Source organism: Paenibacillus paludis, assembly GCF_042610515.1.
GTDB lineage: Bacteria > Bacillota > Bacilli > Paenibacillales > Paenibacillaceae > Paenibacillus_AQ.
Genome location: NZ_JBGJZP010000001.1, coordinates 461,771 through 487,019 on the forward strand (window position 1 = coordinate 461,771; position 25,249 = coordinate 487,019).

Consider the following 25,249-nt stretch of genomic DNA (forward strand, 5'->3'; position numbering starts at 1 on the left):
ACTTCTGGAGCAAGCCGCCTGCCTCTCATTCCCGGTGCAGCACAAAACATGATAAGATAGATTAGACCGCAACACTTCAAACCTAAGCAAACTATGAAAAAGGTGATTGTTATCAGCATCCAAAAAAACAGCGACCGGAAAAATCTCGANACAAAACATGATAAGATAGATTAGACCGCAACACTTCAAACCTAAGCAAACTATGAAAAAGGTGATTGTTATCAGCATCCAAAAAAACAGCGACCGGAAAAATCTCGACCAGAGGCTGCATCTTATGCCATGGTTTGTACAGCAATTCATTGACTATAAACGGCCGGATCTGTCGCCTTCAACCCTACTGGAGTATATCCGCGATTATGAATCTTTTTTTGGGTGGCTGCGTGTGGAAGGACTGTCAACGGCCGGCAGCAATGCTGAAATCACTCTGCTTGATCTGGAAACACTTCATATGGACAGTATTGTCGGCTACCGGCTGCATTTAACTACCCGCGCCGAAGGAACGAACACCCGGGTGACGGTATCCCGCAAGCTGTCCGCTCTGCGCTCCCTCTTCCATTACCTGAGCCAGATTGCCGAAGATGAGAATTTCTACCCGCTGCTGAAGCGCAATATTATGGCCAAGGTGGAAATCAAACGCATTCATAAACCGAAAGATACCGCAGCCAAGCTAAAGGGGAAAATTCTCGAAGACGAGGAACTGCTGGAATTTGTGGGCTACATCTATGAAGGTTATGGCAGAGATGTTGAGGCTAACAAGCAGGCACATTACTCCTTTCAGTTGAACCGGGAACGGGATGCCTGCATCGCCAGTCTGATCTTGAATTCCGGCTTGCGTGTATCCGAGGTGGTTAATCTCAACGTGGATGATCTGGATGTGAACAACAAGCTGCTTTATGTATACCGCAAGGGCAATAATGACGAGACCTTCAAGACACCTGTGTATTTCCGCGAGCAGGCCAAGGATGATCTCTCGCTGTATCTAAGTCTCCGCCAGGCCCGCTACAAGACGCCAAAGAGGGAAAAGGCGTTGTTCATTGCATTGCCCAATGGCAGCCAGGAAGGGAAACGGATGACAAAACGGGCGATTCAAGAGATGATTATCAAATACGCCAAGCGTTTCGGGAAGCCGTATTTGACTGTGCACAAGCTGAGGCACTCTTTCGCCACAGACTATTATCTGCAAAATGATATCTACAAAACTAAGGAGCAGCTCGGACACGCTTCGACCGAAACTACCGAAGTCTATGCCCATCTTACGGACAAAACGATGTCCGAAGCGATTGAGCGGCGTGTGGAAAGCTGATGGCATCGCAGCTGCTCTGTAGGAAACATGTGACGCTGCATTCGAGCGGAGTTTTGTTCTAATGCTGAAGAGTATTTAATTTTTATTATTGTAAGGAGCATACCCATGTCAGAGTATTACAATTATTCACCATCCGGCCCAGCCGGAGCTTCTCTCTATTTGCAATCGGACTGCGAGAACTGTTTTGGCTTATGCTGTGCGGCACTGCCCTTCGCGGTTTCGGTAGACTTCGCGATGAACAAAAACGCCGGACAGCCCTGTCCCAATCTGCAGACGGACTTCCGTTGCGGTATTCATACCGCGCTGAGAGACAAGGGCTTTCGGGGCTGCACGGTGTATGACTGCTTCGGAGCAGGCCAAAAGGTATCCCAAATCACCTACGGCGGCAAGGACTGGCGGCAGGCACCCAAAACATCATCACAAATGTTCGAAGTATTCCCGGTAATGCGTCAGCTACATGAACTGCTGTGGTATCTCACCGAAGCACTTCATTTCCAGTCAGCCGCCCCGCTTCATAGTGCACTGTCAACCGCTCTGGAGAAGACCGAACAATTCACGAACCTGAAGGCCGAGGCGCTGCTGGAGCTGGATGTTGCTGCTCACCGGGGGGAAGTCAACGAACTGCTCCTGCGTACCAGTGAACTTGTGCGTGATGCGGCCCGCCGGGAGCTGAAGTCGGTTCCCAAACGACAAGCAAAATATGGCCGCGGCGCGGATCTGATCGGTGCCAAACTGAAGGGTGCGGATCTGCGGTGCGTAAGCCTGCGGGGGGCCTATCTCATTGCTGCTGATCTCAGCGGAGCAAATCTGCAGGCTGCTGACCTCATTGGCGCAGATTTCCGGGATACTAACCTAAGCGGAGCGGATCTGACCGGCAGCCTGTTTCTTACACAGGCACAGCTTAATGCAGCCAAGGGCAATACCTTAACCAAGCTGCCTCCAGCGCTTGCCCGTCCTGGTCACTGGACATAGGATCTTCAACAATAGCAGCCCCAGTCTTCCGTTACCATGGAGGACTGGGGCTGCTGCTCCTTACGACCCGATTTTGAAGAGACGGTTCAATGAAGCGCGGACAGAATTTTCCGGGTTTTCTATTGTGAATTTTTCATATGTTGAAATTTTGAAAATAAGTTCGTTGCTGCCACAAAAAATCAGCGATTGCCGCACTATCGTTGATGCTGAAATGCCGGATTCCCGGCTCAATCCGCACGGTGTCCTTCATTTCCTCCCAAAATGCGGCAGCGACCTTATTCTGGGCATTGTTCAGCAGGCTCAGGTCTTCTTCGTTATGAACCAGTACTATTTTAGGATAAGCTTCATGTTTGAAGCCCTCAACGAGCACATAATCATAGCTGGAAAAAGCTAAAATCAGCTCTGCCAAACTACTGCTGCGTTCTTCGATCACCGATGTCTTTCTGCCGCTGGTGATGGCAATTGCGGATGCTCCGGCCTGCCGTTGCTGCCAGGTATCTGTCCCCGGATGATCCATATCATAGTCATGCGCATCATGTTTAATCACCGCCACAGTGCAGCCGTGCCGCTGCAGCAGCGGAATCAAGTCACAGATCAGCGTAGTTTTGCCGCTGTTTTTATAGCCGACGATCTGGCATACGGCAGGTGGACTCTTGCTGCCTCCGCCATTCGATTCCTCACCCGTTCGAGGACTTCCCGCGGGAACCCGGCTTGTCCTTTCTGCATTTCTACTGCAGGTAAAGCTATTCTTGCCCTTTCCATTCCTGCCTCGTCCTAGCCTTGAGTTGCCAATATTCAGCCGCGCAAAGTCCCGGCCTGTTTCACTTCTTTTCTTGCTACGCTTCATCACGTTCCTGCTTCACCCCTGATCTCTAGTTCCGCACGCTCCCGCATGGCTGCCAGAGTCCATTCAGCCCTGAAGTTCTCCCGGCAGCTTCAGCACCCTTACTTTGGCGCCAGCGCATAAACCGCGTTCTTCCGGCGGAACGACAATCAGACAATCGCTGTCCTTGATCGTTACCATGACCGATGATTCGTCGATTGCTGCCGGAAAGGCATACAAACAGCCATCACGGAATTCCAGCCTTGCGCGCACATAACGTGTATAATTGTTCACCTTCGAATAATCTGCGCCAAGCACAGCCGTCCATTCCGGCAAAAAGGGCAGCGTAGCACCCTGCATCAGGGAAATGACCGGCCGCGCAAACAGATGAAAACCTACGAAGCAGGCTCCGGGATTGCCGGACAGTGCCAGCAGCAGTTTGCCTCCGCGAACAGCGGCTGTTGTGACGCTGCCCGGGCGCATCGTAACTTTATTAAATAGCATGTCGCCGCTGTTCTCCCGGACCAGATCACCCATAATATCGTAATCCCCCACAGATACCCCGCCCGTAGTGATCACCATGTCATAGCTATCCAGAGCCATTTGCACTTTGCTCCGGGCCAGCTCCAAGTCATCTATGATCGCACCCAGCATGACAGGCTCACCCCCGGTCTCCCGCACCAGCGCTTCCAGCATCGGTGAGTTGCTATTGCGGATTTTGCCGGGTTGAAGTGGCTCATCTACCTCCAAAAGCTCAGTACCCGTAGCGAAAATCCCGATCTTAGGCCGTCTCAGTACTTTGACGGTATGTACTCCAAGCGCTGCCAGCGCAGCGATCTCACCCGCAGCAATCTTCCCTCCTGATCGAAGTACAAGTGCTCCTTCCTTCAGTTCAAAACCCCGCGGGGTAATATTGCGGCCGGCCTGCTGCGGCTTGCGGAGTCCGACAAAACTTTTGCCATCGGCTTCCCGGGTTTCCGTGATCTCCAGCATCACAACCGTATCCGCACCTTCGGGCACTTGCGCCCCTGTCATAATTCGCGCGGCTGTTCCGGACGTTATACTCACAGCAGGTACAGCTCCGCATGGAATATCATCGACGACTTCCAGCCAGACTACGCGATCCTGCCCGCAATCCTTGGTATCCCCGGCGATCAGCGCATACCCGTCCATCCCTGAGCGGTTAAATGCCGGAAAAGGATGCGACGCAATCACCGGCTCGGCCAAAAAACGCCCGAAACTCTGATTCAGCGGTACTTCCTCACCATCCAGCAATTTTGCATATTCAATCACCCGGGCTTGCGCTTCTTTAACCTGGAGTGCTTTTCGATGAAATTTATGATCCGGCGTATCCTGTCTGCTATTCATAAGAACCCTCCGTCCTCTGTCTCATGTGGCATCATGTGCCTACTGTTTGCTGCTCCGGTACAGAACTATTTTAACATGAGACCCGGGAAAGTGATATTTGGATATGAGTGTCTGCTCGCGGTACGCTCCCCTTAGCATTACGAGACAAGGCAAAAAGGATACCCGCTATAGAAGCGAAGGTATCCTCTAATCCCCATTTGGGATATAAATACAGATGTTGAATTACGAAGCCCGGATCACTTTGACATCTCCCGGAATTACTTTCTCGCCCTCATAGAGCATAAACCGCCCGTTCTGCCATTCCACCCGCAGCAGCCGGTAATCATCGGACTGGTACTGCCAGACATGCTGCTCTCCGCCATTGACATACGGCGTCTGTCCTGTTACCGCTGCGAACCCTTCGTATTCTTCCTCCAGGTGGAACGTGTAACCATCCAGCTCCAGCGTAGAAGGTACCTCGGCAGGATCATCCAGCCGCCCGTCAATCGGTTGATACAGACTGTACTGCAGCTGTTCACGCTCCTCAATATACAGATAGGAGATCTTGCTTCCGTCGCGGAGTGTCAAGACAACCGCATTGCGGCCGCTGGTTTTCGTCCGTCCTGTTACTTCATAAGTAACCAGTGACACTTCGCAAATATCTCCCGGGGAGAGATTCAGCATACTTTTTGGTGCAGCCGGTGCTTCTGTTTTGGAAAAAAGATTACCAATACGTTTCCATATACTCAAACTCCATCATTCCTCCTGTTATATTTAACCTCGTATATAAGCCGCAATAATTAATGCCCCCGTTACATGCAGCGAGCCAGCCAATAATCCATAACCGATTTTGCCCAGCTGGGTGCCATAATCAAGATTTAGCTTACCCCAGCGGCTCAGCAGCAGGCGGACTGTCTTTTCAAGGAAAAACAAAAGAACAAAGGAAACTATGGAGACAATAAGCGCATCTCCCAGACCCTTTGAAGTGGAAATGGAAGCCGATAATATGTAGGCTTGTGCCAGCAGTTTCAGTACGAAACGCGTTGTGACCGCCATATTGCCTGCCTTCAGTTCCTCTAAATCATTATAACGGGTAAACAGCGAATCCACGAACATCAGTACACATAGAAGCACTGCGCCGCTCACCGTCCATACAACCATGGACACCAGTGTTTGGAAATCCATTGCTTTAGCCCCCGCTTATTCAGATTGCTGCTCTATCCGACCACATAGAGAAGGCGAAGGAGAAACCGCTAGTTCCGTCTCCCCTTCGCCTGTGAACACCGGCTTTAGGACCGGTAAGTCCATATCCTATTGTTTGTCGTATTGCTTCATCAGCGCAGCCAGCTCATCTTCTACAGCTTGGTCCTTGCCCAGCTTCTCGAATTCATCGTCAAGTGATTTATTGCCCGAGCTCATCTCATTGCTGGCTTCTGCCTGAGCTTCAGCTTGCAGCATCTTTTCTTCCATGCGCTTCAGTCCGGCGGAAGCCGAGTCAGAGCTGAAACCGCTCATTGCCTTATTGATTTCAGTTTGCGCCTTGGCGGCATTGAAACGGGCTACCAAAGTCTCACGTTTGTTCTTCATCTCGGTGAGCTGTTTGCGCATTTCCTCCAGTTTGGCACGCAGGTTGTCGGCCGAAGCTTTATTCTGATCGAAGCTTGTTTTGTACTCCACCAGCTTGACTTCAGCAGATTTCTTCTCTTCCAGCGCGCGGCGGGCCAGATCGGCATTGCCGGCTTGAGCTGCCGTATGCGCCTGCTGGTTGCGCTTGGCTACAAGTGCTTCCTGCTCTTCATACAGCTGTTTGAATTTCTTCTCGATGGCGATCTGGGCAGCTACCGCTTTCTCAGCATCCTCCAAATCCTCGGTCATATCACGGATATATTGGTCCGTCATTTTGACCGGGTCTTCCGCCTTGTCAATAATCGCATTCACATTGGACATGGTCAAATCACGCAATCTTTTAAATATAGACATCGGTTCATTCCTCCAAAATAAAAGTTAATTGCTCATTTGGTATCTTTTACGCAGAGTGTCGAGAATCGTTTCAAATTTATTGCGTTAAATATTGATCTACCTTGCTGTTTACGATTTCTACAACTTTAGTGATGTCCTCTTTGCTCAAATCATCATAATGAATGCCCATAACCACCGTGACCGTCTTGCCCAGTGCAGCCGATACCTTGAGCGCGATGGCTTCACTGATTGTATGCTCTTTGTGATGGGGGACGGCAGAGGTGGATACGCTGATGTTATCACCGTCAACATATGCGGTGCTTGCCGCACCGATATGGCGGACCCCTCCGGTAATGAGCAGCAGTAAATCACGGCCTACAGCTATTGCAGACAGTTCAATGTCTTCTGGATGGAACTCATAAGCAACCAACCCGATCTCCCCCTTCCCATTATATTAACCTTGAAGCACGAAGATATCTCAGGTCAGCGGAAAAACAGTACGTGCAAAACTTGGGATAGCTCACACAATACCGCGGATCTCGTCCAGGGAAGAAATGTTCTCAGCTAGCATGAACTGCTGCAGTTCTTCCACAAGCGTGCTTCCTGCCCGCAGGTTCATGAAATTATAGGTTCCAACCTGGATAACCGTTGCTCCGGCCATAATAAATTCTATAATATCCGTTGCCGAGGTAATTCCGCCCATACCGATTACCGGAATGGACACCCGTTTCGCTACCTGATGCACCATACGCAGCGCCACCGGCTTGATCGCCGGACCGGACAGTCCGGCATACAGATTATTGAACACGCTGCTGCGGCGGCGGACATCGATCTTCATCCCTGAGATCGTGTTAATCAGCGAAACCGCATCTGCCCCCTCTTCCTGGCACATCTCAGCCATTTCGGCGATATCCTCGGCGTTCGGTGACAGCTTCACGGCGAGCGGAAGTTTCGTTGCTGCTCTGACCGCACGCACGACCTCCTGTGCAGCAGGAGTCTTGACACCGAAAGCGATACCTCCTTCTTTTACATTGGGGCAGGAAATATTAAGCTCTATCATGTCCACCGCAGTTGTGCCGGCTAGACTCCGGGCTTCAGCATCCCGCTGGATCAGCTCGGCGCCGAGTACATAATCATGCAATGTATTGCCGCCAAGATTCACGATCCGTGCAGTGTCCAGTGTCTCCCAATATGGAAGTTCCTTGGCCAGAAACCCTTCCACTCCAGGGTTCTCCAGACCGACACTGTTCAGCATGCCGGAAGCCGTCTCATAGACGCGAACACCGGGGTTTCCAGCCTTGGCGTTAAGTGTAAGACCTTTGCCGGAGATTCCTCCCAGCATGGACACATCGTAAAGCTTGCCATACTCACGGCCGAAGCCGAAAGTGCCGGAGGCCATGACGATCGGATTCTTGAAATGTACGCCTGCTATATTTGCAGTTAAATTAATCATGGAAGAGCACCTCCTCCGCCAAAAAGACCGGACCGTCCGCACATGCCTTACGCTGCCCGTCTCGGCAGGACACACTGCATACGAGACATGCACCTATCCCGCAGGCCATCCGGTTCTCCAGTGAAAGATACACACCCGGTTTTTTGCCTGCTGTCTCGGCTGCGAAGCCTTTTAATTGCGCTGCTTTCAGCATGGGATGCGGTCCACAGACAAAAATATGATCATAGCTGGTAAAATCAACACTGTCGAGAATCAGGCCGCCGACATTGACCGTCAGCTCCGCCGCCAAGGGACGAAATGCTTCCGTACGGAAGGCTTCCCGGCTGAATCCCAAATAAATATCGCTGCCCGGAAGCTTCTGCGCACAGTAATAAAGCGGAGCAATGCCAATCCCCCCGCCTACCAGAGCAACCTTCCCCTCAACTTCGGGAAAGCCATTGCCAAACGGCCCTTCAAGATCAATGTTATCTCCGGGTGTCAGACCGGCAAAGATTTCAGTTCCTTCCCCGACCACATGATAGAGAAATTCGACACCGTCATCGTTTACTTGATGTATGCTAAGCGGTCTGGACAACAGCGGATAGGCTCCCCATGCCCGCAACATGTAGAATTGACCCATTTCACCGCCGTAATTCCCTTCAACCCGAAGGTGGTACACTCCATCAGCCAGCCGCTCGTTAGTTATAACTGTCGCCACGTTATCAAGCTCCTTCAAATTTAATCTTATTAACCATGCCCTAGAAGGAGTATAAAATCTGTGACATATTTCACATTGGTAGAGTGCTATTTTCTGTGCCATACCCCGCGCTCATAGGGTTTCGGCACATTCGCTTTGTCTAGCCCGCCAAGCGCTTCCTCAGCATGCAGCGCCCAGTAAGGGTCACTGAGCATTGCCCGGCCAATAGCCACGAGTTCCGCCTTCTCTTCGGCAACTACGGACTGGGCTTCTGCGTAGTTCTCAAGACGTCCTACCGCTATAACCGGAACCTGCAGGCCGCTTCTGATATATTCAGCGAGATCCACCTGATAAGCCGGACCCGCGTTAGGTCCACCATTAGAGCCGACCGGTCCTTCTCCGCCAGAAGATACATGGAAGATATCTACGCCAGCGTCTTTATACCGGCGGCAAATGTCCAGAGCATAGGCTTCATCATAGCCGCCTTCGACATATTCTCTGGCTGATACTCTCATCAGCAGCGGCATCTCTGCGGGCAATACTTCTCTAACTGCTTGGACCACTTGTTCGCCGAACAGTGCCAAATCAGCTCCGTACTCATCTTCTCTGACGTTGGTGAGCGGGGAATGGAACTGATGAATCAGGTATCCATGGGCACCGTGGATCTCTACCGTGTCAAAACCGGCTTCCACTGCTCTGCGTGCGCCCTCACGGTAAGCCAAGACAAGCTCTGCGATCTCTTCTTTGGAGAGGGCCTGAGGTATTTTGGACTTCTCATCGAACGGAATTGCCGACGGAGCAACCGGCGGCTCCGCATCCAGCGCCTTGCGGCCTGCATGACCTAACTGAATAGCAATTTTGGCGCCGTACGCATGGACCCCATCCGTAATCTTGCGATAGGCCGCTATCTGGTCATCGCTCCAGATCCCGGTGTCGTGGTTAGTGATTCGCCCGTCCGGATGCACACCGCTCATCTCTACAATAATAAAGCCGGTTCCGCCAACGGCGCGGCTGACATAATGCACGAAATGCCAATCATCCGGTATTCCGTCCTGCTTGTACACCGCATACTGGCACATCGGGGGCATAACTATCCGATTCTTTAAAACTAAGGCCTTCAATTCATAAGGCTTGAATAAATCAGTCATTTCCGATTCCAACCTTTCCGGTGATCCGATTTATAGTGGAAGCGAATCTCCCATTTCATTAGTATACACGTAAAATTCACGGCAATAAATCTCAACCTGTGAGCATGGAGTCCGGCATAAATTAGCCTTCGTTTGGGGATAACAAGGGAGAAACCGCAGTGAGCGAAGTTACATAGGAGGTGTGGATGAATGGATAAGCTGTTAAAAGGGCGGAAACTGCTCATTCTCTTAGCAATTACAATGGTTCTGCTTAGCCCCGTGACCTCTGCAGAGCTTGTTTCAGCCTCTCCTCCCCTGCTGCAGCAACCGGAAGAGAACGGAACCCCTCAGCCACAAAATGCTGCCGAAGACGAAGTAGAGGCTATTGCACCCGGTTCTTCTTCTTCCGCAGCGGCTGCCCGGCGGCAAAAACGCAGCAAAACTCTGACTCTAAGTCAGCTGATGCGCAAATATCCGGAGACGATCAAGACCCAGGGGCCCCGGAACAGGATGATCGCCCTGACGTTTGATGATGTTCCTGATCCGCGTTTCACACCGCAGCTGCTGGATGTTCTCCGCAAATACCATGTGAAAGCGACCTTTTTTGTCGTCGGAAGCCGGGCTGAGAAACATCCTGCACTGGTGCAGCGGATGATCAGGGAAGGCCATGTTGTCGGCAACCACTCTTATAATCATCCGGAATTCGGGAAGCTTAGTGTAAATGAATTCCGGACACAAATTGTGCGTACCGAAAATATTATTGCTGCCCTTGCCGGGTATAAGCCACGATTAATTCGCCCGCCGTATGGGGATGTCAGTGAGCAACAGCTCAAATGGGCGAAAAGCCACGGCTACAAGCTGATCAATTGGAATGTTGATTCTTTGGACTGGCGGGGGTTGTCCAAATCGCAGGTAAGAAACAACATTCTGTCTCATGCGGGCAAGGGGGCGATTGTGCTGCAGCACGGCGGCGGCGGCCAGGGAAGTAATCTTCGGGGGACGATCCAGGCGCTCCCGGAAGTTATCAATATCTTGCGCAAGCGGGGTTATACTTTTGTAACCGTCCCCCAAATGCTTCAGATTGATAAAAATAAATAACTATTTTAGTGGCTATAGCCTCTAGGTTGTTCTTTATTTCAATTGATATAGCAAAAGCTTCGCCTTCCGTCTAGAACCGGTGTCCGTTTTTTGAAATTGAAAAAGGAAACGAGCTGCCATGATCTGCGGCATTCATCGTTTCCTTTTGAGTGTGGCTTAATAGCAGCATGGAGCCGTTAAAGCAGACTATTCAATAATATACAAATTCACGTACTGGAATCCAAAATCCGATACGAAGCTTTGGCTTCCGGGAATAAAGATATCTATACGGTTGCCTTTGATCGCACTTCCCATATCCGTAGCCGTGGCCAGAAATGCCTGCTTCGGCAGCCCGGGATGCGAATGTCCGGTCACCAGCACCTTCGTACCTAGGGGAATCACATTCGGATCTACAGCAATCGTGCCCAGCTTAAGCGCATCGCCGAAATAATCGACCGCCCCCCATTTGCCGTTCTCACTGGCTGCTGAGGAGTAAGCTGTAGCTTTGGCCTGAATAATTTTGGCATAGTTGAATTCTTTACCCCAGGCTTGAACTGTATTGGATTCCTTCTCCACGTTCAGGCTGGTTGAAATGACGGAAGCTGGGGACGAGGTGTCTGCAGCGGCAATAAGTTTATTCTCACGTGGAATGGTGAGCTTAAGCCCCGGATAAATATTCACGCTCGCAACCGACTTGTTGGCGTTCATGAGTTCATCAACACCGATACCGTAGTAGTTCGATAGTGTATAATAGGTGGTAGTTTCTCCTGCAATATGTACGCTGTCCGCCTTGGCGGGAACTGCATGCAGCAGTGTACTGATGCCAACGGCAGCAGCAAGGGCTGTAATGGCTCTGAATCTGATCTTCATATTTGCCTCCTTCATTAGTGGGTGCAAGAGGGTTCCCGTGAGGGAATATCTCGCACCAAGATAACTCTGGACGTATGTACCTTTTTCTTTGCCGGCATATCCAGTGCAGTTGTTTGTAAACTAACAGTATTGAATATATCACAATTTTGTAACCAATGCCTAAGAAATTGTTACCATTCTGATAGAATTTACTTTTTCTCCACGCAACGAAAGGAATACTATTACATAGTAATCATATATTCCCAATATATTAAGAGATTTTTTAAGATATTCGGATATTATCCGCGAAAATTTTACACAGATTTAACAATTCCCCCTTCGGCAAATAGTAGAATGGTAGAATACGATAAAGTTATTAAGACATTGAAGCACACTTGGAGGGTCTATGAACGCAGAAGAGAAAAAAAACAACCATAGCAGTCCAGCTACTGCTTACCTCAACCGGGACTTAAGCTGGATCGAATTTAACCGCCGCGTACTGCTTGAAGCGCAGGATCTGGACAATCCGCTGATGGAACGCGCGAAATTTCTCGCGATCGTATCCAGCAATCTGGATGAGTTCATCAGTGTGCGTGTAGCCGGAATTCAGGATCAGATTAGAGCTGGCTACACGAAAAAAGATTTTACCGGCTATACCCCCTCCGGATTGTACAAACGTCTGATCAAGCGGGTCACCAAAATTATTGCCGACCAATACCGCACCTTCCGCGATATCTCCCGGCATTTGCATAAAGAAGGCATTGTCTTTGTTAACTATGAGGATTTGACTCATGCTCAGGAGTTGTCGATTGAGCAGTATTACCGCGACATTATTTTCCCTGTTCTGACTCCGATGGCCGTTGACCAGAGCCGTCCGTTTCCGCTTGTGCACAGCCAGTTCATCTATCTGGCCGTGGTGCTGACCCGTAAGAACAGCCAGGAAGAGGATCCCTATTTCGCCATCCTGCAGATCCCTTCCAACCTGCCGCGGTGCATTCCGCTACCTCACCGTTCCAACAGCAAAAAACGGCAGTTCGTCTTTATTGAGGATGTTATCCGCCATCATATTCAAACGTTATTCAGCGGCTATGAGCCGGTAGCAGTCAGCGAGTTCCGCCTAACCCGCAACTCTGATCTGACGATTGATGAGGAAGGCGCAGAGGATTTGCTCGAGGAGATTGAAAAGGAGCTGCGCAAACGCCGCCGTGGTGTTCCCGCCCGGCTTGAAGTGCAAAAAGGGATTCATCCTTATGCCCTTGAACAGCTGCAGGCCGAATTCGAGCTTGAGGATTTTGTCTTTGAAATTGATGGGCCCCTTGACCTCGGGTTCCTGCGGGGATTCGCAGGCAGCCTGAAGGGCTTCAGTTACCTGTTTGATGCTCCGATAGTGCCGCAATATCCGGCGGAATTTGAGGAGAATGAAGATTTCTTCGAAGTGCTGAGCGAGCGCGATGTGCTTGTGTACCATCCATACGAATCCTTTGATGCGATGAGCGACTTTATTATTCAGGCCTCCGAGGATGAGCATGTCATGGCCATCAAGATGACCCTGTACCGGGTCAGCGGCAACTCGCCGCTGATTACCGCCCTGGCCAATGCCGCAGAATCGGGCAAACAGGTTACCGTGGTAGTAGAGCTGAAAGCCCGCTTTGACGAAGAGCGGAACATTGCCTGGGCACGCAAGCTGGAACAATCCGGCTGCCATGTCGTCTATGGCCTGGTCGGGCTCAAAACGCATGCTAAAGTGACGCTGATCGTCCGCCAGGAAGGGAACGAGCTGCGCCGCTATGTACATGTCGGTACCGGGAACTACAATGACAGCACAGCCAAAGCCTACACCGACCTCAGCCTGTTCACTGCCAATAATGAAATTGGGCTGGATGCCTCAGAGCTGTTCAACCAAATGACCGGTTATTCCGCCAATTATGACTGGAATGCCTTCATCGTCGCTCCGACCAACATGAGCCTGTCGCTGCAAAAGCTGATTCTCCGCGAAGCCGAGCACGCGGCAACCGGCAGACCGGCACGGATTATAGCCAAGATGAACTCTTTATCCAATCAGGAGGTCATCGACAGCCTGTACAGTGCAGCCCAGGCCGGTGTTTCCATCGATTTGATTGTACGCGGCGTCTGCTGCCTGCGCCCGGGCATTGAGGGCCTCAGTGAGCGGATCACAGTCCGCAGCATCGTTGACCGTTTTCTTGAGCATTCACGCATCTATTATTTCGAGAATGGCGGCAAGCCGGAAGTGTATTTATCCAGCGCCGACTGGATGACACGCAATTTGACCCGGCGGATAGAACTGATGTGTCCGGTGTTGGACAGCGGCATCCGCAAGCAGATCGTCAAGATCCTTGATCTGTCGCTGAAGGATAACGTGAAAGCCAGCTTCCTTCAGCCGAATGGATATTACGAACGGCCAGACGACAAAAAGGCTCCCTTCCGGAGCCAATTAGCCGCTTTGGAGGTCAGTCATTGGAAAGGGAGCCGAGCTTTACCTTCACCGACCAAGCATTCTTAAATGCTTTTAGGGCGTTCTCAATGTCTTCCTGTCCGATATGCACCTCACCTACACCCTCAAGCTCCAGATGAAGAGTATTGCCGTGCAGCTCAGCATTCAATCCGCGGATTACACCGATCTCGGTGCTGTCCAGAGCAATGCTAAGCTGTACGAGCGTACCCAGCTTATGAATCCACTCCTCGTCGGAAGCCAGTAAAATGTCCTTATGTGTCTGGGACAATTTCTGCTTCCGGCTTTTTGTGCTGTAGGAAGCAATAAGCGCACTGAGAATCAATTGCCGGTGAGTAAGACCGCGGATCGGTGAATTCATCAGCCAGTAGCGTGTATGCCGTTTCGACTGGTAGTAGTTAATATTCGACCCTGTCCGGTGCAGCATGATGGAGACATAGATCAGCATCTTCTGCTCTTCGTGGTCACCTTCATGTCCCAATGCGCCAAACAGACTCATCGCAAGCTTGCAGATATGTTCCAGATGCCCTTTAGAAGTGCGGATATCGAAGCGGATTATCGTATCCAGACTGAACTCCAGCGCACTGTCACACACCGGCTGCTCAGGATTTAAGAGGTCATGCAGCATGCCTTCCCGCAAACCTTCCCCGCTGATGAGTGCCTGACTGGCTCGGATATAGTTGTAAACCGTATGGAAAATGACCAGCCCCGACACAATGATGTCCGCCCGGCTTTTGGACAACCCTTCCATATCTTTCCGTTTCTCATAAGGCGTATCAGGCAGTATCTCCATAAACCGGTCTATCGTTTCACTGGAGAGTACATAACCATGAGAATTCGGCAAGGAATACTCCCTCATCTTCTGGTCCAGCTTGCCTAATGAACGGAGCGTTCCCCCGAGGCCGTATAACGGCAGACCAGCACTGGTGCCCAGCCACTCATGCTCGACTAGCCTGCCGGTCACATAAGCCTGGAGCTTCTTCACTTGTTCGCTGTTCCAGTTGCCTTGGTGGCTGAACATGAGGTTGGTGTTGACCGCACCGAATGGAAAGGAGATGCTGTGCTGATAGCGCCGTCCGCGGAACAGGGTAACCTCCGTACTGCCGCCGCCAATATCAATCACGAATCCGTCCTGCACATCAAAGGCATTAATGACGCCAAGAAATCCAAAGTAAGCTTCCTGATAGCCGCTGATCACCTCAATTGGAATCAAGGAAGCCTCCGAAAGATATGTAATGATCTCGGAAGAATTTGCGGCGTTGCGAATGGCCGCTGTCGCTCCTGCACGGATCCTATCCACCTCAAAAGCGCTGCAAATCTCCTTAAACTGGCGCAAGACAGGAATAATGGTGTCCATATCTTTCCGCTCGAGCCTGCCCTCTTTTGTAATCTTCTCACTTAACCGGGCAGAGTATTTGCACTCCTTGATGATTTTGTAACCTCCTTGCCGCGTTGTATCATAAATCACAAGACGAATGGAGTTGGAACCAATATCAATGATGCCTATCCGGCAGAGATCATCGCTCATCTGTATGTACCCCCTTCAAGTTGATCGAGCATATCTATATACTATATCACCCATTTAGGTCTTAACCAAAAGCAAAACGGCCGCCGGAGTTGTTTCCAAGGGCCGTTTAGTGCGTTTCTATAAGACTTTGCTGAGGAAATCCCGGGTCCGGTCATGTTTCGGATGGCCGAAGACTTCCGCAGGTGTCCCCTGTTCTACGATATAGCCGCCGTCCATAAAAAGAATCCGGTCGCCCACTTCACGGGCAAAGCCCATTTCATGAGTGACAATAACCATCGTCATCCCATCTTCGGCCAGCTTCTTCATCACTTCCAGCACCTCCCCGACCATCTCAGGGTCAAGCGCCGATGTCGGCTCATCGAAGAGCATCACATGCGGCTGCATGGCCAGTGCACGGGCGATGGCGATCCGTTGTTTCTGCCCGCCGGAGAGCTGAGCCGGGTAAGCATCGCGTTTATCTTCAAGCCCAACCGTCCGTAGCAGCTCCATCGCAATTTTTTCAGCTTCCGCCGGCTGCTGCTTTTTTACTTTGAGCGGAGCAAGCATGATATTCTGCAGCACCGATTTGTGCGGGAACAGGTTGAACTGCTGGAACACCATGCCCATTTTTTCACGGGTCACATTAATATCATGTTTCTTCGCTGTGATGGACTCGCCTTCAAAGGTGATTTCTCCCCCAGTGGGCTGCTCCAGCAGATTCAGACAGCGCAAAAAGGTGCTTTTGCCGGAGCCGCTGGGTCCGATGACCACCACAACTTCGCCTTTTTGGATTTCGAGGTCAATGCCCTTCAGGATTTCCAGCTTGCCAAAATGTTTTTGCAGGTTGTTAACGGCGATCATCCGTATTCAGCCTCCTTTCGAGAATGCCAAGCAGCTTAGATAAAGTGAATGTAAGGATGAAATACATAATGGAGATGATGATCAGCGGTGTAAGCCCCTCATAAGTAATGGCTGTAATATTTCTGGCCTGGAAAAGAAGATCCGCCACCCCGATCATCGACACAATGGACGACTCCTTAATGATCGTAATGAACTCATTGCCGATAGCCGGCAGCACATTCTTCAGCGCCTGGGGAAGCACAATGTAGCGCATGGTCATCCCTTGTTTCATCCCGAGAGAACGGGCTGCTTCCATTTGGCCGCGGTCCACGCCTTGAATACCGGCACGGAAGATCTCGGCCAGATAAGCCGAACTGTTAATCGTGAGTGTAATCGCACCGGACTGAATCGCCGAAAATTCAAGACCTAATTCTACTAAGCCGTAATGGATGAGAAAGAGCTGTACCAGCATTGGCGTACCGCGCAGAAATTCAACCCACGCAGTAGCGATAAACCGCAGTACGCTCCACTTGGACATGCGCAGCAGAGAAACTATAATTCCCAGTACAAAGCCGCAGAGTACCCCAATCAATGCCAGCAGCAAGGTGTATTTTAAGCCGGAGAAAAAAAGATTGCGGTATTCATATGCCATATCGAATAGATTCATTGCAGGCCTAACCTCCTGTCTTCTTGTAGGATTTCAAAAAAATAGAAAACAGCGGATCACCGCCATTTTCTGAATAGTGTAACTGTACTCTGCATAACTGTCATTATTTCTGAAAGTGCCGGAATCTGAGCTTCCTTTATTTGCTTATGGAAAGGTCGCTTGCAGCCGATACGTACTCTTCGATTTTGCCGTCTGCCGTCAAACGTTTCAAGGTTGTATTCACTTGATCCAGCAATTCTGTATTGCCTTTCTTCACTCCGATAACGTATCCGTCATCCTCTACCACTGGTTTGGCGTCAGTAATTACTAGGCCCTTCACATTCTTCACGAACGATTCTGCAACAGGCCCTTCCATAATAGAAGCATCTACACGGTTAGATTGCAGCTGCATAACAATCTCAGTCATTTTGGTCAGCGAGGTCAGCTTCGCCCCTTCAATTTCTTTGGCGATATCTTCCTGAATCGAACCTGTCTGAATGCCAATCTTCGTATTCTTCAGGGCATCCATAGTAGCAAATTTATCTTTATCAGCTTCACGAACGACAACCGCTTGCTCTGCTTTAAAGTAAACATCAGAGAGGCCGACTGCTTCTGCACGTTTTGGTGTATAGCTCAGTCCGGAGATAACAATATCCACTCTTCCGCTCGATAGCTCGTTCAGCAGGGAATCAAAAGGAAGATCCCTGATGACCAGCTCAGCACCCATATCAGCAGCGATGTCCTTGGCAATCTCGATGTCAAAACCTACGATCGTATCCTTGCCATCTATCATTTTATGGAATTCGTAGGGCGGAAATTCTGCGCTGGTTCCCAGCGTCAGTGTTTTGGCTGCAGTTTCGCTGCCCGCGTTGCCATTCGATGCCGCATTTTTATTATCATCATTGTTATTGGTACCACAGCCGGTCATAAGTCCTACCGCCAGCAGCATGCCTAAAGAAAGTTTACCCCATTTTTTCATCTGTATATCTCCCCTATCCTGTTTTGGTACTCTAAGTTGTGCCTTTGACCGATTTATTATAAATCACTCCGCATGAATATGCAAAGACAAATTTGTGACAAAGCCCGTTAAATCAAGGTTAGAAAAATATGGTGTAAGCTTGCATTACATTCCATCATTTTGCACATGCCCTGACTTGAAGTATATACTATTTACTATCTCCAGCTGCTTCCTGGAATAAACGGAATTGGTTCACAATGACCTCTGGAGTGGTAATAACATGCAAACTGTGTGAAAAGGATGCCTGCGAGGTCAGTTTGTTCGAAGTGTTGCAATGATGTGAATGCTCACAAACATAAGCTTATGCTTTCGATGTCAGTTTGTTCGAAGTGTTGCAATGATGTGAATGCTCACAAACATTTAGGAGGTGCAGGCCATGCTGCTGGAAGCGATGTACCATGTTCCCCGTGACAAGTGGGCTTATGCCTACGATACAAAAACTATACATCTGCGTGTTCGCACCAAACGTGACGATGTGGACTGTGTAGCAGCCCTTACAGGTGATAAATATGATTGGGATCATACCTTTTATGAAATCATGATGGAAAAAGCCGCTTCCGACGACAGATTCGATTATTGGGAGGCTGCGGTCCGGCCTAAATATAAACGGCTCAGTTATACTTTTCGCGTCAGCAAAGGACAGGAAAATGTATATTTGCTTGATAACGGCATCCGTTCGGAATGCCCTCAGCCGCCTAACCACTTCTACGAGTTTCCCTATATACATCAAATTGATCTGTTCAAGGTTCCCAACTGGGCCAAGGATGCGGTGTTTTATCAAATTATGACCGAACGTTTCGCCAATGGCGATCCCACCAATGACCCGGAAGGAACCGAAGCCTGGGGCGGAACTCCGAAGCTGGATAATTTTTTTGGCGGAGACTTGCAGGGAGTGCTGGATCATCTTGACGATCTGCATGAACTGGGTATCAATGCTGTATATTTCACTCCGCTGTTTTTCTCCCCTTCTAACCATAAATATGACATCGTGGACTATAAAAAAGTCGACCCCCATTTCGGAGATAATGAGCTGCTGAAACATGTAGTCGAGGAATGCCACCGAAGAGGAATACGGGTGATGCTGGACGCCGTCTTCAATCATTGCAGCGACAAGTTCCCGCCTTTTCAGGACGTGCTGGAGAAGGGTGAATATTCGGTTTATAAAGATTGGTTCCATATCAACTCCTTCCCGGCTGTGGTGGCTGACGGTATTCCTACGTATGACACTTTCGGCTTTTTTGGCAATATGCCCAAATTCAACACAGCAAACTACGAGGTCAGAGCCTACCTGCTGGAAGTCGCCGAATATTGGATCAAGGAGATCAAAGTAGACGGGTGGCGGCTGGACGTTGCCAATGAGGTGGATCATCATTTCTGGCGCGACTTCCGCAAAGTGGTGAAATCCGCCAATCCGGAGGCTTATATCGTTGGTGAGGTGTGGAGTGACTCCCTTACGTGGCTGCTGGGCGATCAGTTCGACTCGGTGATGAACTACCCGTTCTCAGGTACGGTGCTGGAATTCTTTAATGGCGGTATGGATGGCATCACCTTCGGACAACGGATCGGCGCTCTGTTAATGAGATATCCGCAGCAGACAAACGAGGTGGTCTTCAATTTGCTCGGCAGCCATGACACTCCCCGTTTGCTGACGGTGGTCGGAGAAGATAAACGGCGCCTCAAGCTGGCGGTTGTTTTCCTCTTCACCTTTATGGGGACACCTTGTATTTATTACGGGGATGAGATCGGCCTGACCGGCTCCGAAGATCCCGACTGCCGTAAATGCATGGAGTGGGATGAAAAGAAGCAGGACCGCGAGCTGTATGATTTTTACCGGATGATGATCTTCCTGCGCAAAGAGCACAAAGCCCTTCGAGAAGGCAGATTCCGCATTCTGGTAGCCTGTGAAAATGACCCCTGCATCGTGTATGAACGTGCGGATGAGATCATTCATTTCACGGTCTGGATGAACAATTCCGCGGAGCCTCGCACGCTTAGACATCCGATGGAAACCGATGACTGGCAGGATGCGCTTACCGGCGAACCGGTTGCCCCGAAGGAGGGGATTATGCATATCTCGCTTGATCCTTATGGTTACCGGATTCTGTGCCGTAATTTAAGCTGAAGGCAACAAGATTGTGTGCCTATTAAAACCAGTCAAACACGATAAAGTGTCTGACTGGTTTTTTTATGATATATCCTCTCGAATATCCTTATAAAACTCAAAAAAGACACTCCTAAAGTCTTAACGACCTGTAGGAATGCCTCTTTGTGCTTTAATTATTGTGTGATTTTGTTGTAGATGTCGATATACTGCTGCGCGGAAACGTTCCAGCTGTAGTCACCGGCAAAAGCGTTTTTCGTGACTTTTTTCCAGTGTTCCGGCTTGCGGTAGAACGATACAGCCCGGCGCAGTGTATGCATCATGTCATGTGCGTTGTAATCCTTAAATGTGAAGCCGTTGCCCTCGCCTGTTTCCTCGTTATAGGCATGAACGGTATCATTAAGCCCGCCTGTCTCACGGACTACAGGAATACTTCCATAACGCAGCGCCAGCAGTTGGCTGATTCCGCAAGGCTCGAACTTTGATGGCATCAGGAACAGATCGCTGGCCGCATATATTTTGCGCGACAAAGCGTCATTGAACAGAATCTGCGAAGACAGCTTGGTCGGGTACCGCCATGCCGCTTCACGGAACCAGCGTTCATAGGATTCGTCCCCTGTACCAAGCAGTACAAATTGAATATCATCGTAATACAGCAGCTCATCCAGCACGCGTGTCAGGAGATCAAGACCCTTGGAATCAACCAGCCGCGTAACCATTGCGACCATCGGAATATACGGGGCTACGGGCAACCCTAACTCCTGCTGCAGGCCCAGCTTATTCTCAGCCTTCTTCGCCAGATTTGAACGGTAACGTGTAAAGATTTGCGGATCGCTGTTGGGATTGTAGCTCTTAGTATCAATGCCGTTAACAATCCCGCTGAGACTGTCCGCCCGGGAAGAGAGCAAGCCATCCAGACCATATCCATAATAGGCCGTACGGATTTCTTCCGCATAAGTCGGACTGACCGTAGTCACATGATCACTATGGACGATCCCGCCCTTCATATAGTTCACGTTGCCGTAATACTCTACACCGCTGAAGTAGCTGTCATCCAGGCCAAGCAGCTCACCCAGCACGGAATAAGGAAACACGCCTTGGTATAGCAGATTGTGAATGGTAAAGACAGTGCGCATCTGACTGTAGAACGGATCATGCCGGTAATGGCCCTGAAGCAGCATCGGAATGACTGCAGCATGCCAATCATGGCAATGCAGCACATCCGGCTGAAAATTAATGGCCGGCAGGCATTCCAGAACCGCCCGGTTGTAGAATGCAAACCGTTCCCCATCATCCAGATATCCATAAATGCCGTCACGTCCAAAATAATATTCGTTGTCGATAAAATAGACCGGAATACCATCGTAAATAATCTGTTCGATGCCGCAATACTGATTGCGCCAGCCTACAGGAACATCCACTACGGCTACATGCTCCATTTGCGAAGTGAACTTCTCGGGAATTCCCCGGTATTTTGGCAAAATCACCCGTACATCCACTCCTGCGCCCTTTAGCGCCTTGGGCAGAGCTCCAATGACATCAGCCAAACCACCTGTCTTAACAAAAGGATGGGCTTCGGCTGCAGCAAATAAAACTTTCATTCAGATTCCCCCTTAAATGTACGAATTCCACTATTTCAAGCTTGTTTGACCACCTTGCGGCCGGATTTCTTGAGCACCAGAAATCCAAGTGCCGGAATGGTCAGCTCTATGCTGTTCAACTGATTATGCCATTCTTTCTTGCTGCTCTTCATGGGCTCATTGCTGGCACCCGAGCCGCCAAACCGAATGTCCTCAGAGCTGAATATCTCTTCATAAGTTCCCGGGCGGGGTACGCCAATCCGGTACTGACGCCGTTCCACCGGCTGAAAATTGATAATTACAAGCAAGGTATCTACGGGTCTCTTACCTCTGCGGATATAGGACACAATACTTTGGCCATTATCATCGGCATCAATCCACTGATAGCCTTCCATATCATGATCAAGCTCCCACAATGCTTTTTCCGCCAAATACAGCTTGTTCAGCGCAGCGGTATAGGCCAGCATTCCGCGGTGGCTTTCATAATCCAGCAGCAGCCAATCGAGCTGCTCCTGATCCTTCCACTCGATAAATTGTCCGAATTCTCCACCCATGAACAGCAGCTTTTTGCCGGGATGGGTAATCTGGTAGCCCAGCAGCAACCGGAGACCGGCAAATTTCTGTTCATAAGAGCCTGGCATCTTGTCCAGCAGTGATTTCTTGCCGTGCACCACTTCATCATGAGAGAGCGGCAGCGTGTAATTCTCGGCATAGGCATAACAAATTGGGAAGGTCAACAAATTATGATGATAGGGCCGTGCCCCGAAATCATGTTCTATGTAGCCCAGTGTGTCATTCATCCAGCCCATATTCCATTTGTAGTTGAAACCGAGTCCCCCTTGATGAGCTGGAGAAGTAACGCCAGGCCAGGCGCTGGATTCCTCCGCCATCATCAATGCTTTCGGATAATACTGAAAGATTGCTTTATTCAACTGCTGTATGAAACGGATGGCTTCAAGATTCTCAAGACCACCGTTTTGATTGCGTCTGAACTGATGGCCCTGCTTCTCAAAATCGAGCCGCAGCATGCTTGTAACCGCATCAACTCTCATGCCATCTATATGATACTGCTCGAACCAGAATAAGGCATTTGAAATCAGAAAGGAGGAAATTTCCGGCTTGCTGAAATCAAAGGAAAGCGTTCCCCAGCCCGGCTTCTCGGCCAGCATAGGATCCGCATACTCATACAGCGGTGAACCGTCAAACATTCTCAGGCCATGTGCATCCTTCGCAAAATGGGCCGGAACCCAGTCAAGAATGACTCCAATGCCTGCCTGATGCAGCTGATCAATTAAATACATCAGCTCATGCGGCTCTCCGTAACGGCTCGTTGCGGCAAAATATCCGGTTCCCTGATAACCCCAGGATAAATCATAAGGATGTTCAGCCAGCGGCATAAACTCTACATGGGTATAACTCATCTCCAGCAGATAAGGGATCAGCAGATCACTCATTTCCCGGTACGTATAAAATTCTCCGTCTTCCTTCTGACGCCAGGTGCCGAAATGCATTTCGTAAATGTTCATTGGCCCGTTGTACGGGGCCTTCGTCCGCCGCCGCCAGGCAGCATCTCCCCAGCTGTAGCCGTTAAGATCCGCCACCACTGATGCCGTCGCCGGACGCACTTCAGCCTTGAAAGCATAGGGATCAGCTTTAAGGAAGCTGTCGCCATTCGCTGCGACGATCCTGTATTTGTAAAAAGTTCCCGGCTCTATTCCCGGAAAAAAACGACTCCAAAATCCTGAATCGGGTATCTTATATAACGAGTCCACGTCCTGCGTTCCATCCCAGCCGTTATGATTACCAGCCAGTCCTACATATGTCGCATGAGGAGCCCACACGGTAAAGCGTACGCCGGTCATTCCTTCTTCAGCGGCAATGTGCGCGCCCAGCATCGTATAGCTGCGATAATTCGTGCCCTCATGGAACAGGTAAATATCTTCAAATGACGGGAGGTTTTCTGCTTCTTGTATGTCAGGCAAATCATCACCACCTTATTATATAGAATGCACCTATAACATTACCCGAATGTTGGGCGTTTGAAAATGATTTTACAAGCAAAATAAGCTTTCACAGAATAAAGAAAATATTCATGTAATTTTTCTTGCGGTAACGCAATATATTTCACCTATGTCGTTTCAAGCGCTTGTGGAGAGTTTATATTACAAGCATTGACAAAAAAATGGGAGGGATAACAAATGAGTAAAAAAGAATGTATCGCCATGCTCCTGGCGGGTGGTGAAGGCCGCAGATTGGCCCCCCTGACCAGCACAATGGCAAAGCCTGCAGTCCCTTTCGGAGGACAGTATAGAATCATTGACTTTCCCCTCAGCAATTGTGTGAATTCCAATATCGACACTGTAGGCGTACTGACGCAGTACGAAGCTAATTCCTTGCATCAACATATTGGTGAAGGGGAGCCCTGGGGGCTTCACAGCACAACTAATCAGGGTGTCAGACTGCTTCCTTCGGGAGTTGAAGGCCGTGAAAGTTATTCTGGAACAGCCGATGCCATTTATAAGAACATTGAGTTTATTGACAGTCAAAATCCTGAGCATGTACTGATCCTCTCGGCAGATCATATTTACCATATGGACTATCGAAAAATGCTGGATTACCATATCGGCAAATCCGCCAAAGCCACCATCTCGGTAATGGAAGTGCCTTGGGATGAAGCAAGCCGCTTTGGTGTGATGAACGTAAATGAGGAACTCCAAATTTCTGAATTTGCCGAAAAACCAAAAGTCCCTAAAAGCAACCTCGCTTCGATGGGGATTTATCTATTCGAGTGGAAATACCTGAAAGAACATCTTCTCCGTGATGCCGCAAATCAGGCTTCCAGCCATGACTTCGGCAAAGATGTGATCCCGACGATGCTGGAGGCTAATGATGAATTGTTTGCCTTCCGTTTTGAAGGCTACTGGAGAGATGTAGGTACAGTGGGCAGCCTCTGGGAAGCGCATATGGATCTTCTGCAAGCCGATAACGGCTTCAAGCTCGACAACTCGAAGTGGCCAATGTATAGCCGGGCCCGCCGGACCAAACCCGCTGCAGTTAAACCACGTATGCAGTTGCAGATCAAAACAGCAGATTGCCTCGTAAATGAAACTTGCCTGCTGGAAGGCAGCCTGCAGCGCTCTGTAGTGTTCGGCGGCGTGGAAATCGGCAAAATGACCATGATTAAACAAAGCGTTATTATGCCGGGTGCACGTATTGGCCGGGGCGTAGTGATTGAAAATGCAATTATCGGTGAAGGAGCTGTTATCAAAGACGGCGCTGTAATTAAGGGCAGTGTGGACAACATTGTCGTTGTCGGTCCTAATGAGATTGTGGCCGCCAAACCTGTCATTCGTACTCAGCCTTCCCGTCTACTGCAGGAAGTGTACGAAAAAACCGGACGTCTGCGGGCTGAAGGACTTCCTTCCTAAGTTATCAGCATCCCGTCAGTCTCCAACCTATACAAGAAAAAGCAGCAGTCTCTGATAACCGGAGCTGCTGCTT

Annotated in this window: 22 protein-coding genes; 6 read left to right on the forward strand and 16 right to left on the reverse strand. The window is 49.8% G+C overall.

Annotated features, from left to right (window positions below):
* Positions 1-220: 220 nt before the first annotated feature.
* Both xerS and ACAN56_RS01990 read left to right on the forward strand, forming a co-directional pair.
* Positions 221-1,303, forward strand: coding sequence for a tyrosine recombinase XerS (xerS, locus tag ACAN56_RS01985; RefSeq protein ID WP_038599968.1), 1,083 nt, complete (start codon positions 221-223; stop codon positions 1,301-1,303).
* 105 nt (positions 1,304-1,408) lie between these two features.
* The gene (locus ACAN56_RS01990) at positions 1,409-2,275 is read left to right on the forward strand and encodes a pentapeptide repeat-containing protein (protein ID WP_379140084.1); all 867 of its coding nucleotides are present in this window, start codon (positions 1,409-1,411) and stop codon (positions 2,273-2,275) included.
* A gap of 133 nt (positions 2,276-2,408) precedes the next feature.
* Here ACAN56_RS01990 and mobB read toward each other — a convergent pair whose 3' ends face one another.
* From mobB to ACAN56_RS02035, 9 genes are all read right to left on the reverse strand, one after another.
* The gene (gene mobB / locus ACAN56_RS01995; RefSeq protein ID WP_379140086.1) at positions 2,409-3,122 is read right to left on the reverse strand and encodes a molybdopterin-guanine dinucleotide biosynthesis protein B; all 714 of its coding nucleotides are present in this window, start codon (positions 3,120-3,122) and stop codon (positions 2,409-2,411) included.
* A gap of 63 nt (positions 3,123-3,185) precedes the next feature.
* Positions 3,186-4,466, reverse strand: coding sequence for a molybdopterin molybdotransferase MoeA (locus tag ACAN56_RS02000; RefSeq protein ID WP_379140087.1), 1,281 nt, complete (start codon positions 4,464-4,466; stop codon positions 3,186-3,188).
* 222 nt (positions 4,467-4,688) lie between these two features.
* Entirely contained in the window at positions 4,689-5,195 is a 507-nt protein-coding gene (locus tag ACAN56_RS02005) for a DUF4178 domain-containing protein (RefSeq protein ID WP_038592812.1), read from the reverse strand.
* Positions 5,196-5,219: 24 nt separating this feature from the next.
* Positions 5,220-5,630, reverse strand: coding sequence for a DUF350 domain-containing protein (locus ACAN56_RS02010; RefSeq protein ID WP_038592815.1), 411 nt, complete (start codon positions 5,628-5,630; stop codon positions 5,220-5,222).
* Positions 5,631-5,756: 126 nt separating this feature from the next.
* A complete protein-coding gene (locus tag ACAN56_RS02015) occupies positions 5,757-6,425 on the reverse strand; it encodes a PspA/IM30 family protein (protein ID WP_038592818.1) in 669 nt (222 codons plus the stop codon).
* Between the two features lie 76 nt (positions 6,426-6,501).
* The gene (gene lpdD / locus ACAN56_RS02020; RefSeq protein ID WP_038592821.1) at positions 6,502-6,834 is read right to left on the reverse strand and encodes a prenylated flavin chaperone LpdD; all 333 of its coding nucleotides are present in this window, start codon (positions 6,832-6,834) and stop codon (positions 6,502-6,504) included.
* Positions 6,835-6,924: 90 nt separating this feature from the next.
* A complete protein-coding gene (locus tag ACAN56_RS02025; RefSeq protein ID WP_379140088.1) occupies positions 6,925-7,857 on the reverse strand; it encodes a dihydroorotate dehydrogenase in 933 nt (310 codons plus the stop codon).
* The gene (locus ACAN56_RS02030; RefSeq protein WP_038592827.1) at positions 7,850-8,554 is read right to left on the reverse strand and encodes a dihydroorotate dehydrogenase electron transfer subunit; all 705 of its coding nucleotides are present in this window, start codon (positions 8,552-8,554) and stop codon (positions 7,850-7,852) included. The genes ACAN56_RS02025 and ACAN56_RS02030 overlap by 8 nt, the downstream gene beginning before the upstream one ends.
* Before the next feature lie 86 nt (positions 8,555-8,640).
* The gene (locus ACAN56_RS02035) at positions 8,641-9,681 is read right to left on the reverse strand and encodes an NADH:flavin oxidoreductase/NADH oxidase (protein WP_379140090.1); all 1,041 of its coding nucleotides are present in this window, start codon (positions 9,679-9,681) and stop codon (positions 8,641-8,643) included.
* Positions 9,682-9,870: 189 nt separating this feature from the next.
* On the opposite strand from ACAN56_RS02035, the gene ACAN56_RS02040 reads away from it, so the two are divergent.
* Positions 9,871-10,758 (forward strand): polysaccharide deacetylase family protein, encoded by an 888-nt coding sequence (locus ACAN56_RS02040; RefSeq protein WP_038592830.1) that lies wholly within the window; start codon positions 9,871-9,873, stop codon positions 10,756-10,758.
* Between the two features lie 186 nt (positions 10,759-10,944).
* Here ACAN56_RS02040 and ACAN56_RS02045 read toward each other — a convergent pair whose 3' ends face one another.
* A complete protein-coding gene (locus tag ACAN56_RS02045; protein WP_038592833.1) occupies positions 10,945-11,607 on the reverse strand; it encodes a 3D domain-containing protein in 663 nt (220 codons plus the stop codon).
* A gap of 385 nt (positions 11,608-11,992) precedes the next feature.
* On the opposite strand from ACAN56_RS02045, the gene ppk1 reads away from it, so the two are divergent.
* Complete coding sequence (ppk1, locus tag ACAN56_RS02050) at positions 11,993-14,107, forward strand: polyphosphate kinase 1 (protein ID WP_379140093.1); 2,115 nt, start codon at positions 11,993-11,995, stop codon at positions 14,105-14,107.
* Here ppk1 and ACAN56_RS02055 read toward each other — a convergent pair.
* From ACAN56_RS02055 to ACAN56_RS02070, 4 genes are all read right to left on the reverse strand, one after another.
* Positions 14,055-15,584, reverse strand: a complete 1,530-nt coding sequence (locus tag ACAN56_RS02055; RefSeq protein ID WP_038592839.1) for a Ppx/GppA phosphatase family protein — start codon at positions 15,582-15,584, stop codon at positions 14,055-14,057. The genes ppk1 and ACAN56_RS02055 overlap by 53 nt on opposite strands.
* Before the next feature lie 117 nt (positions 15,585-15,701).
* Complete coding sequence (locus tag ACAN56_RS02060; RefSeq protein WP_038592842.1) at positions 15,702-16,424, reverse strand: amino acid ABC transporter ATP-binding protein; 723 nt, start codon at positions 16,422-16,424, stop codon at positions 15,702-15,704.
* Positions 16,411-17,070, reverse strand: a complete 660-nt coding sequence (locus ACAN56_RS02065) for an amino acid ABC transporter permease (protein ID WP_038592845.1) — start codon at positions 17,068-17,070, stop codon at positions 16,411-16,413. The genes ACAN56_RS02060 and ACAN56_RS02065 overlap by 14 nt, the downstream gene beginning before the upstream one ends.
* 136 nt (positions 17,071-17,206) lie before the next feature.
* Positions 17,207-18,028 (reverse strand): transporter substrate-binding domain-containing protein, encoded by an 822-nt coding sequence (locus ACAN56_RS02070; RefSeq protein WP_379140094.1) that lies wholly within the window; start codon positions 18,026-18,028, stop codon positions 17,207-17,209.
* Positions 18,029-18,443: 415 nt separating this feature from the next.
* Between ACAN56_RS02070 and ACAN56_RS02075 the strand changes: the two genes are divergently transcribed.
* A complete protein-coding gene (locus ACAN56_RS02075) occupies positions 18,444-20,189 on the forward strand; it encodes an alpha-glycosidase (protein ID WP_379140096.1) in 1,746 nt (581 codons plus the stop codon).
* Between the two features lie 155 nt (positions 20,190-20,344).
* Here ACAN56_RS02075 and glgA read toward each other — a convergent pair whose 3' ends face one another.
* Both glgA and glgB read right to left on the reverse strand, forming a co-directional pair.
* Complete coding sequence (gene glgA / locus ACAN56_RS02080) at positions 20,345-21,769, reverse strand: glycogen synthase GlgA (protein WP_379140098.1); 1,425 nt, start codon at positions 21,767-21,769, stop codon at positions 20,345-20,347.
* A 35-nt stretch (positions 21,770-21,804) separates the two neighbouring features.
* A complete protein-coding gene (gene glgB, locus ACAN56_RS02085; protein WP_379140420.1) occupies positions 21,805-23,643 on the reverse strand; it encodes a 1,4-alpha-glucan branching protein GlgB in 1,839 nt (612 codons plus the stop codon).
* Between the two features lie 303 nt (positions 23,644-23,946).
* Between glgB and ACAN56_RS02090 the strand changes: the two genes are divergently transcribed.
* Positions 23,947-25,176, forward strand: coding sequence for a glucose-1-phosphate adenylyltransferase (locus ACAN56_RS02090; RefSeq protein ID WP_379140101.1), 1,230 nt, complete (start codon positions 23,947-23,949; stop codon positions 25,174-25,176).
* The last annotated feature ends 73 nt before the right edge of the window (positions 25,177-25,249 follow it).

Bases quoted from the DNA above. Each gene is read 5' to 3' on its own strand.
- ACAN56_RS01990 (WP_379140084.1), top strand. From the start codon at position 1,409: ATGTCAGAGTATTACAATTATTCACCATCCGGCCCAGCCGGAGCTTCT.
- mobB (WP_379140086.1), bottom strand. From the start codon at position 3,122: ATGAAGCGTAGCAAGAAAAGAAGTGAAACAGGCCGGGACTTTGCGCGG.
- ACAN56_RS02000 (WP_379140087.1), bottom strand. From the start codon at position 4,466: ATGAATAGCAGACAGGATACGCCGGATCATAAATTTCATCGAAAAGCA.
- ACAN56_RS02010 (WP_038592815.1), bottom strand. From the start codon at position 5,630: ATGGATTTCCAAACACTGGTGTCCATGGTTGTATGGACGGTGAGCGGC.
- ACAN56_RS02015 (WP_038592818.1), bottom strand. From the start codon at position 6,425: ATGTCTATATTTAAAAGATTGCGTGATTTGACCATGTCCAATGTGAAT.
- ACAN56_RS02025 (WP_379140088.1), bottom strand. From the start codon at position 7,857: ATGATTAATTTAACTGCAAATATAGCAGGCGTACATTTCAAGAATCCG.
- ACAN56_RS02035 (WP_379140090.1), bottom strand. From the start codon at position 9,681: ATGACTGATTTATTCAAGCCTTATGAATTGAAGGCCTTAGTTTTAAAG.
- ACAN56_RS02040 (WP_038592830.1), top strand. From the start codon at position 9,871: ATGGATAAGCTGTTAAAAGGGCGGAAACTGCTCATTCTCTTAGCAATT.
- ACAN56_RS02045 (WP_038592833.1), bottom strand. From the start codon at position 11,607: ATGAAGATCAGATTCAGAGCCATTACAGCCCTTGCTGCTGCCGTTGGC.
- ppk1 (WP_379140093.1), top strand. From the start codon at position 11,993: ATGAACGCAGAAGAGAAAAAAAACAACCATAGCAGTCCAGCTACTGCT.
- ACAN56_RS02055 (WP_038592839.1), bottom strand. From the start codon at position 15,584: ATGAGCGATGATCTCTGCCGGATAGGCATCATTGATATTGGTTCCAAC.
- ACAN56_RS02060 (WP_038592842.1), bottom strand. From the start codon at position 16,424: ATGATCGCCGTTAACAACCTGCAAAAACATTTTGGCAAGCTGGAAATC.
- ACAN56_RS02065 (WP_038592845.1), bottom strand. From the start codon at position 17,070: ATGAATCTATTCGATATGGCATATGAATACCGCAATCTTTTTTTCTCC.
- ACAN56_RS02070 (WP_379140094.1), bottom strand. From the start codon at position 18,028: ATGAAAAAATGGGGTAAACTTTCTTTAGGCATGCTGCTGGCGGTAGGA.
- ACAN56_RS02075 (WP_379140096.1), top strand. From the start codon at position 18,444: ATGCTGCTGGAAGCGATGTACCATGTTCCCCGTGACAAGTGGGCTTAT.
- glgA (WP_379140098.1), bottom strand. From the start codon at position 21,769: ATGAAAGTTTTATTTGCTGCAGCCGAAGCCCATCCTTTTGTTAAGACA.
- glgB (WP_379140420.1), bottom strand. From the start codon at position 23,643: ATGCTGGGCGCGCACATTGCCGCTGAAGAAGGAATGACCGGCGTACGC.
- ACAN56_RS02090 (WP_379140101.1), top strand. From the start codon at position 23,947: ATGAGTAAAAAAGAATGTATCGCCATGCTCCTGGCGGGTGGTGAAGGC.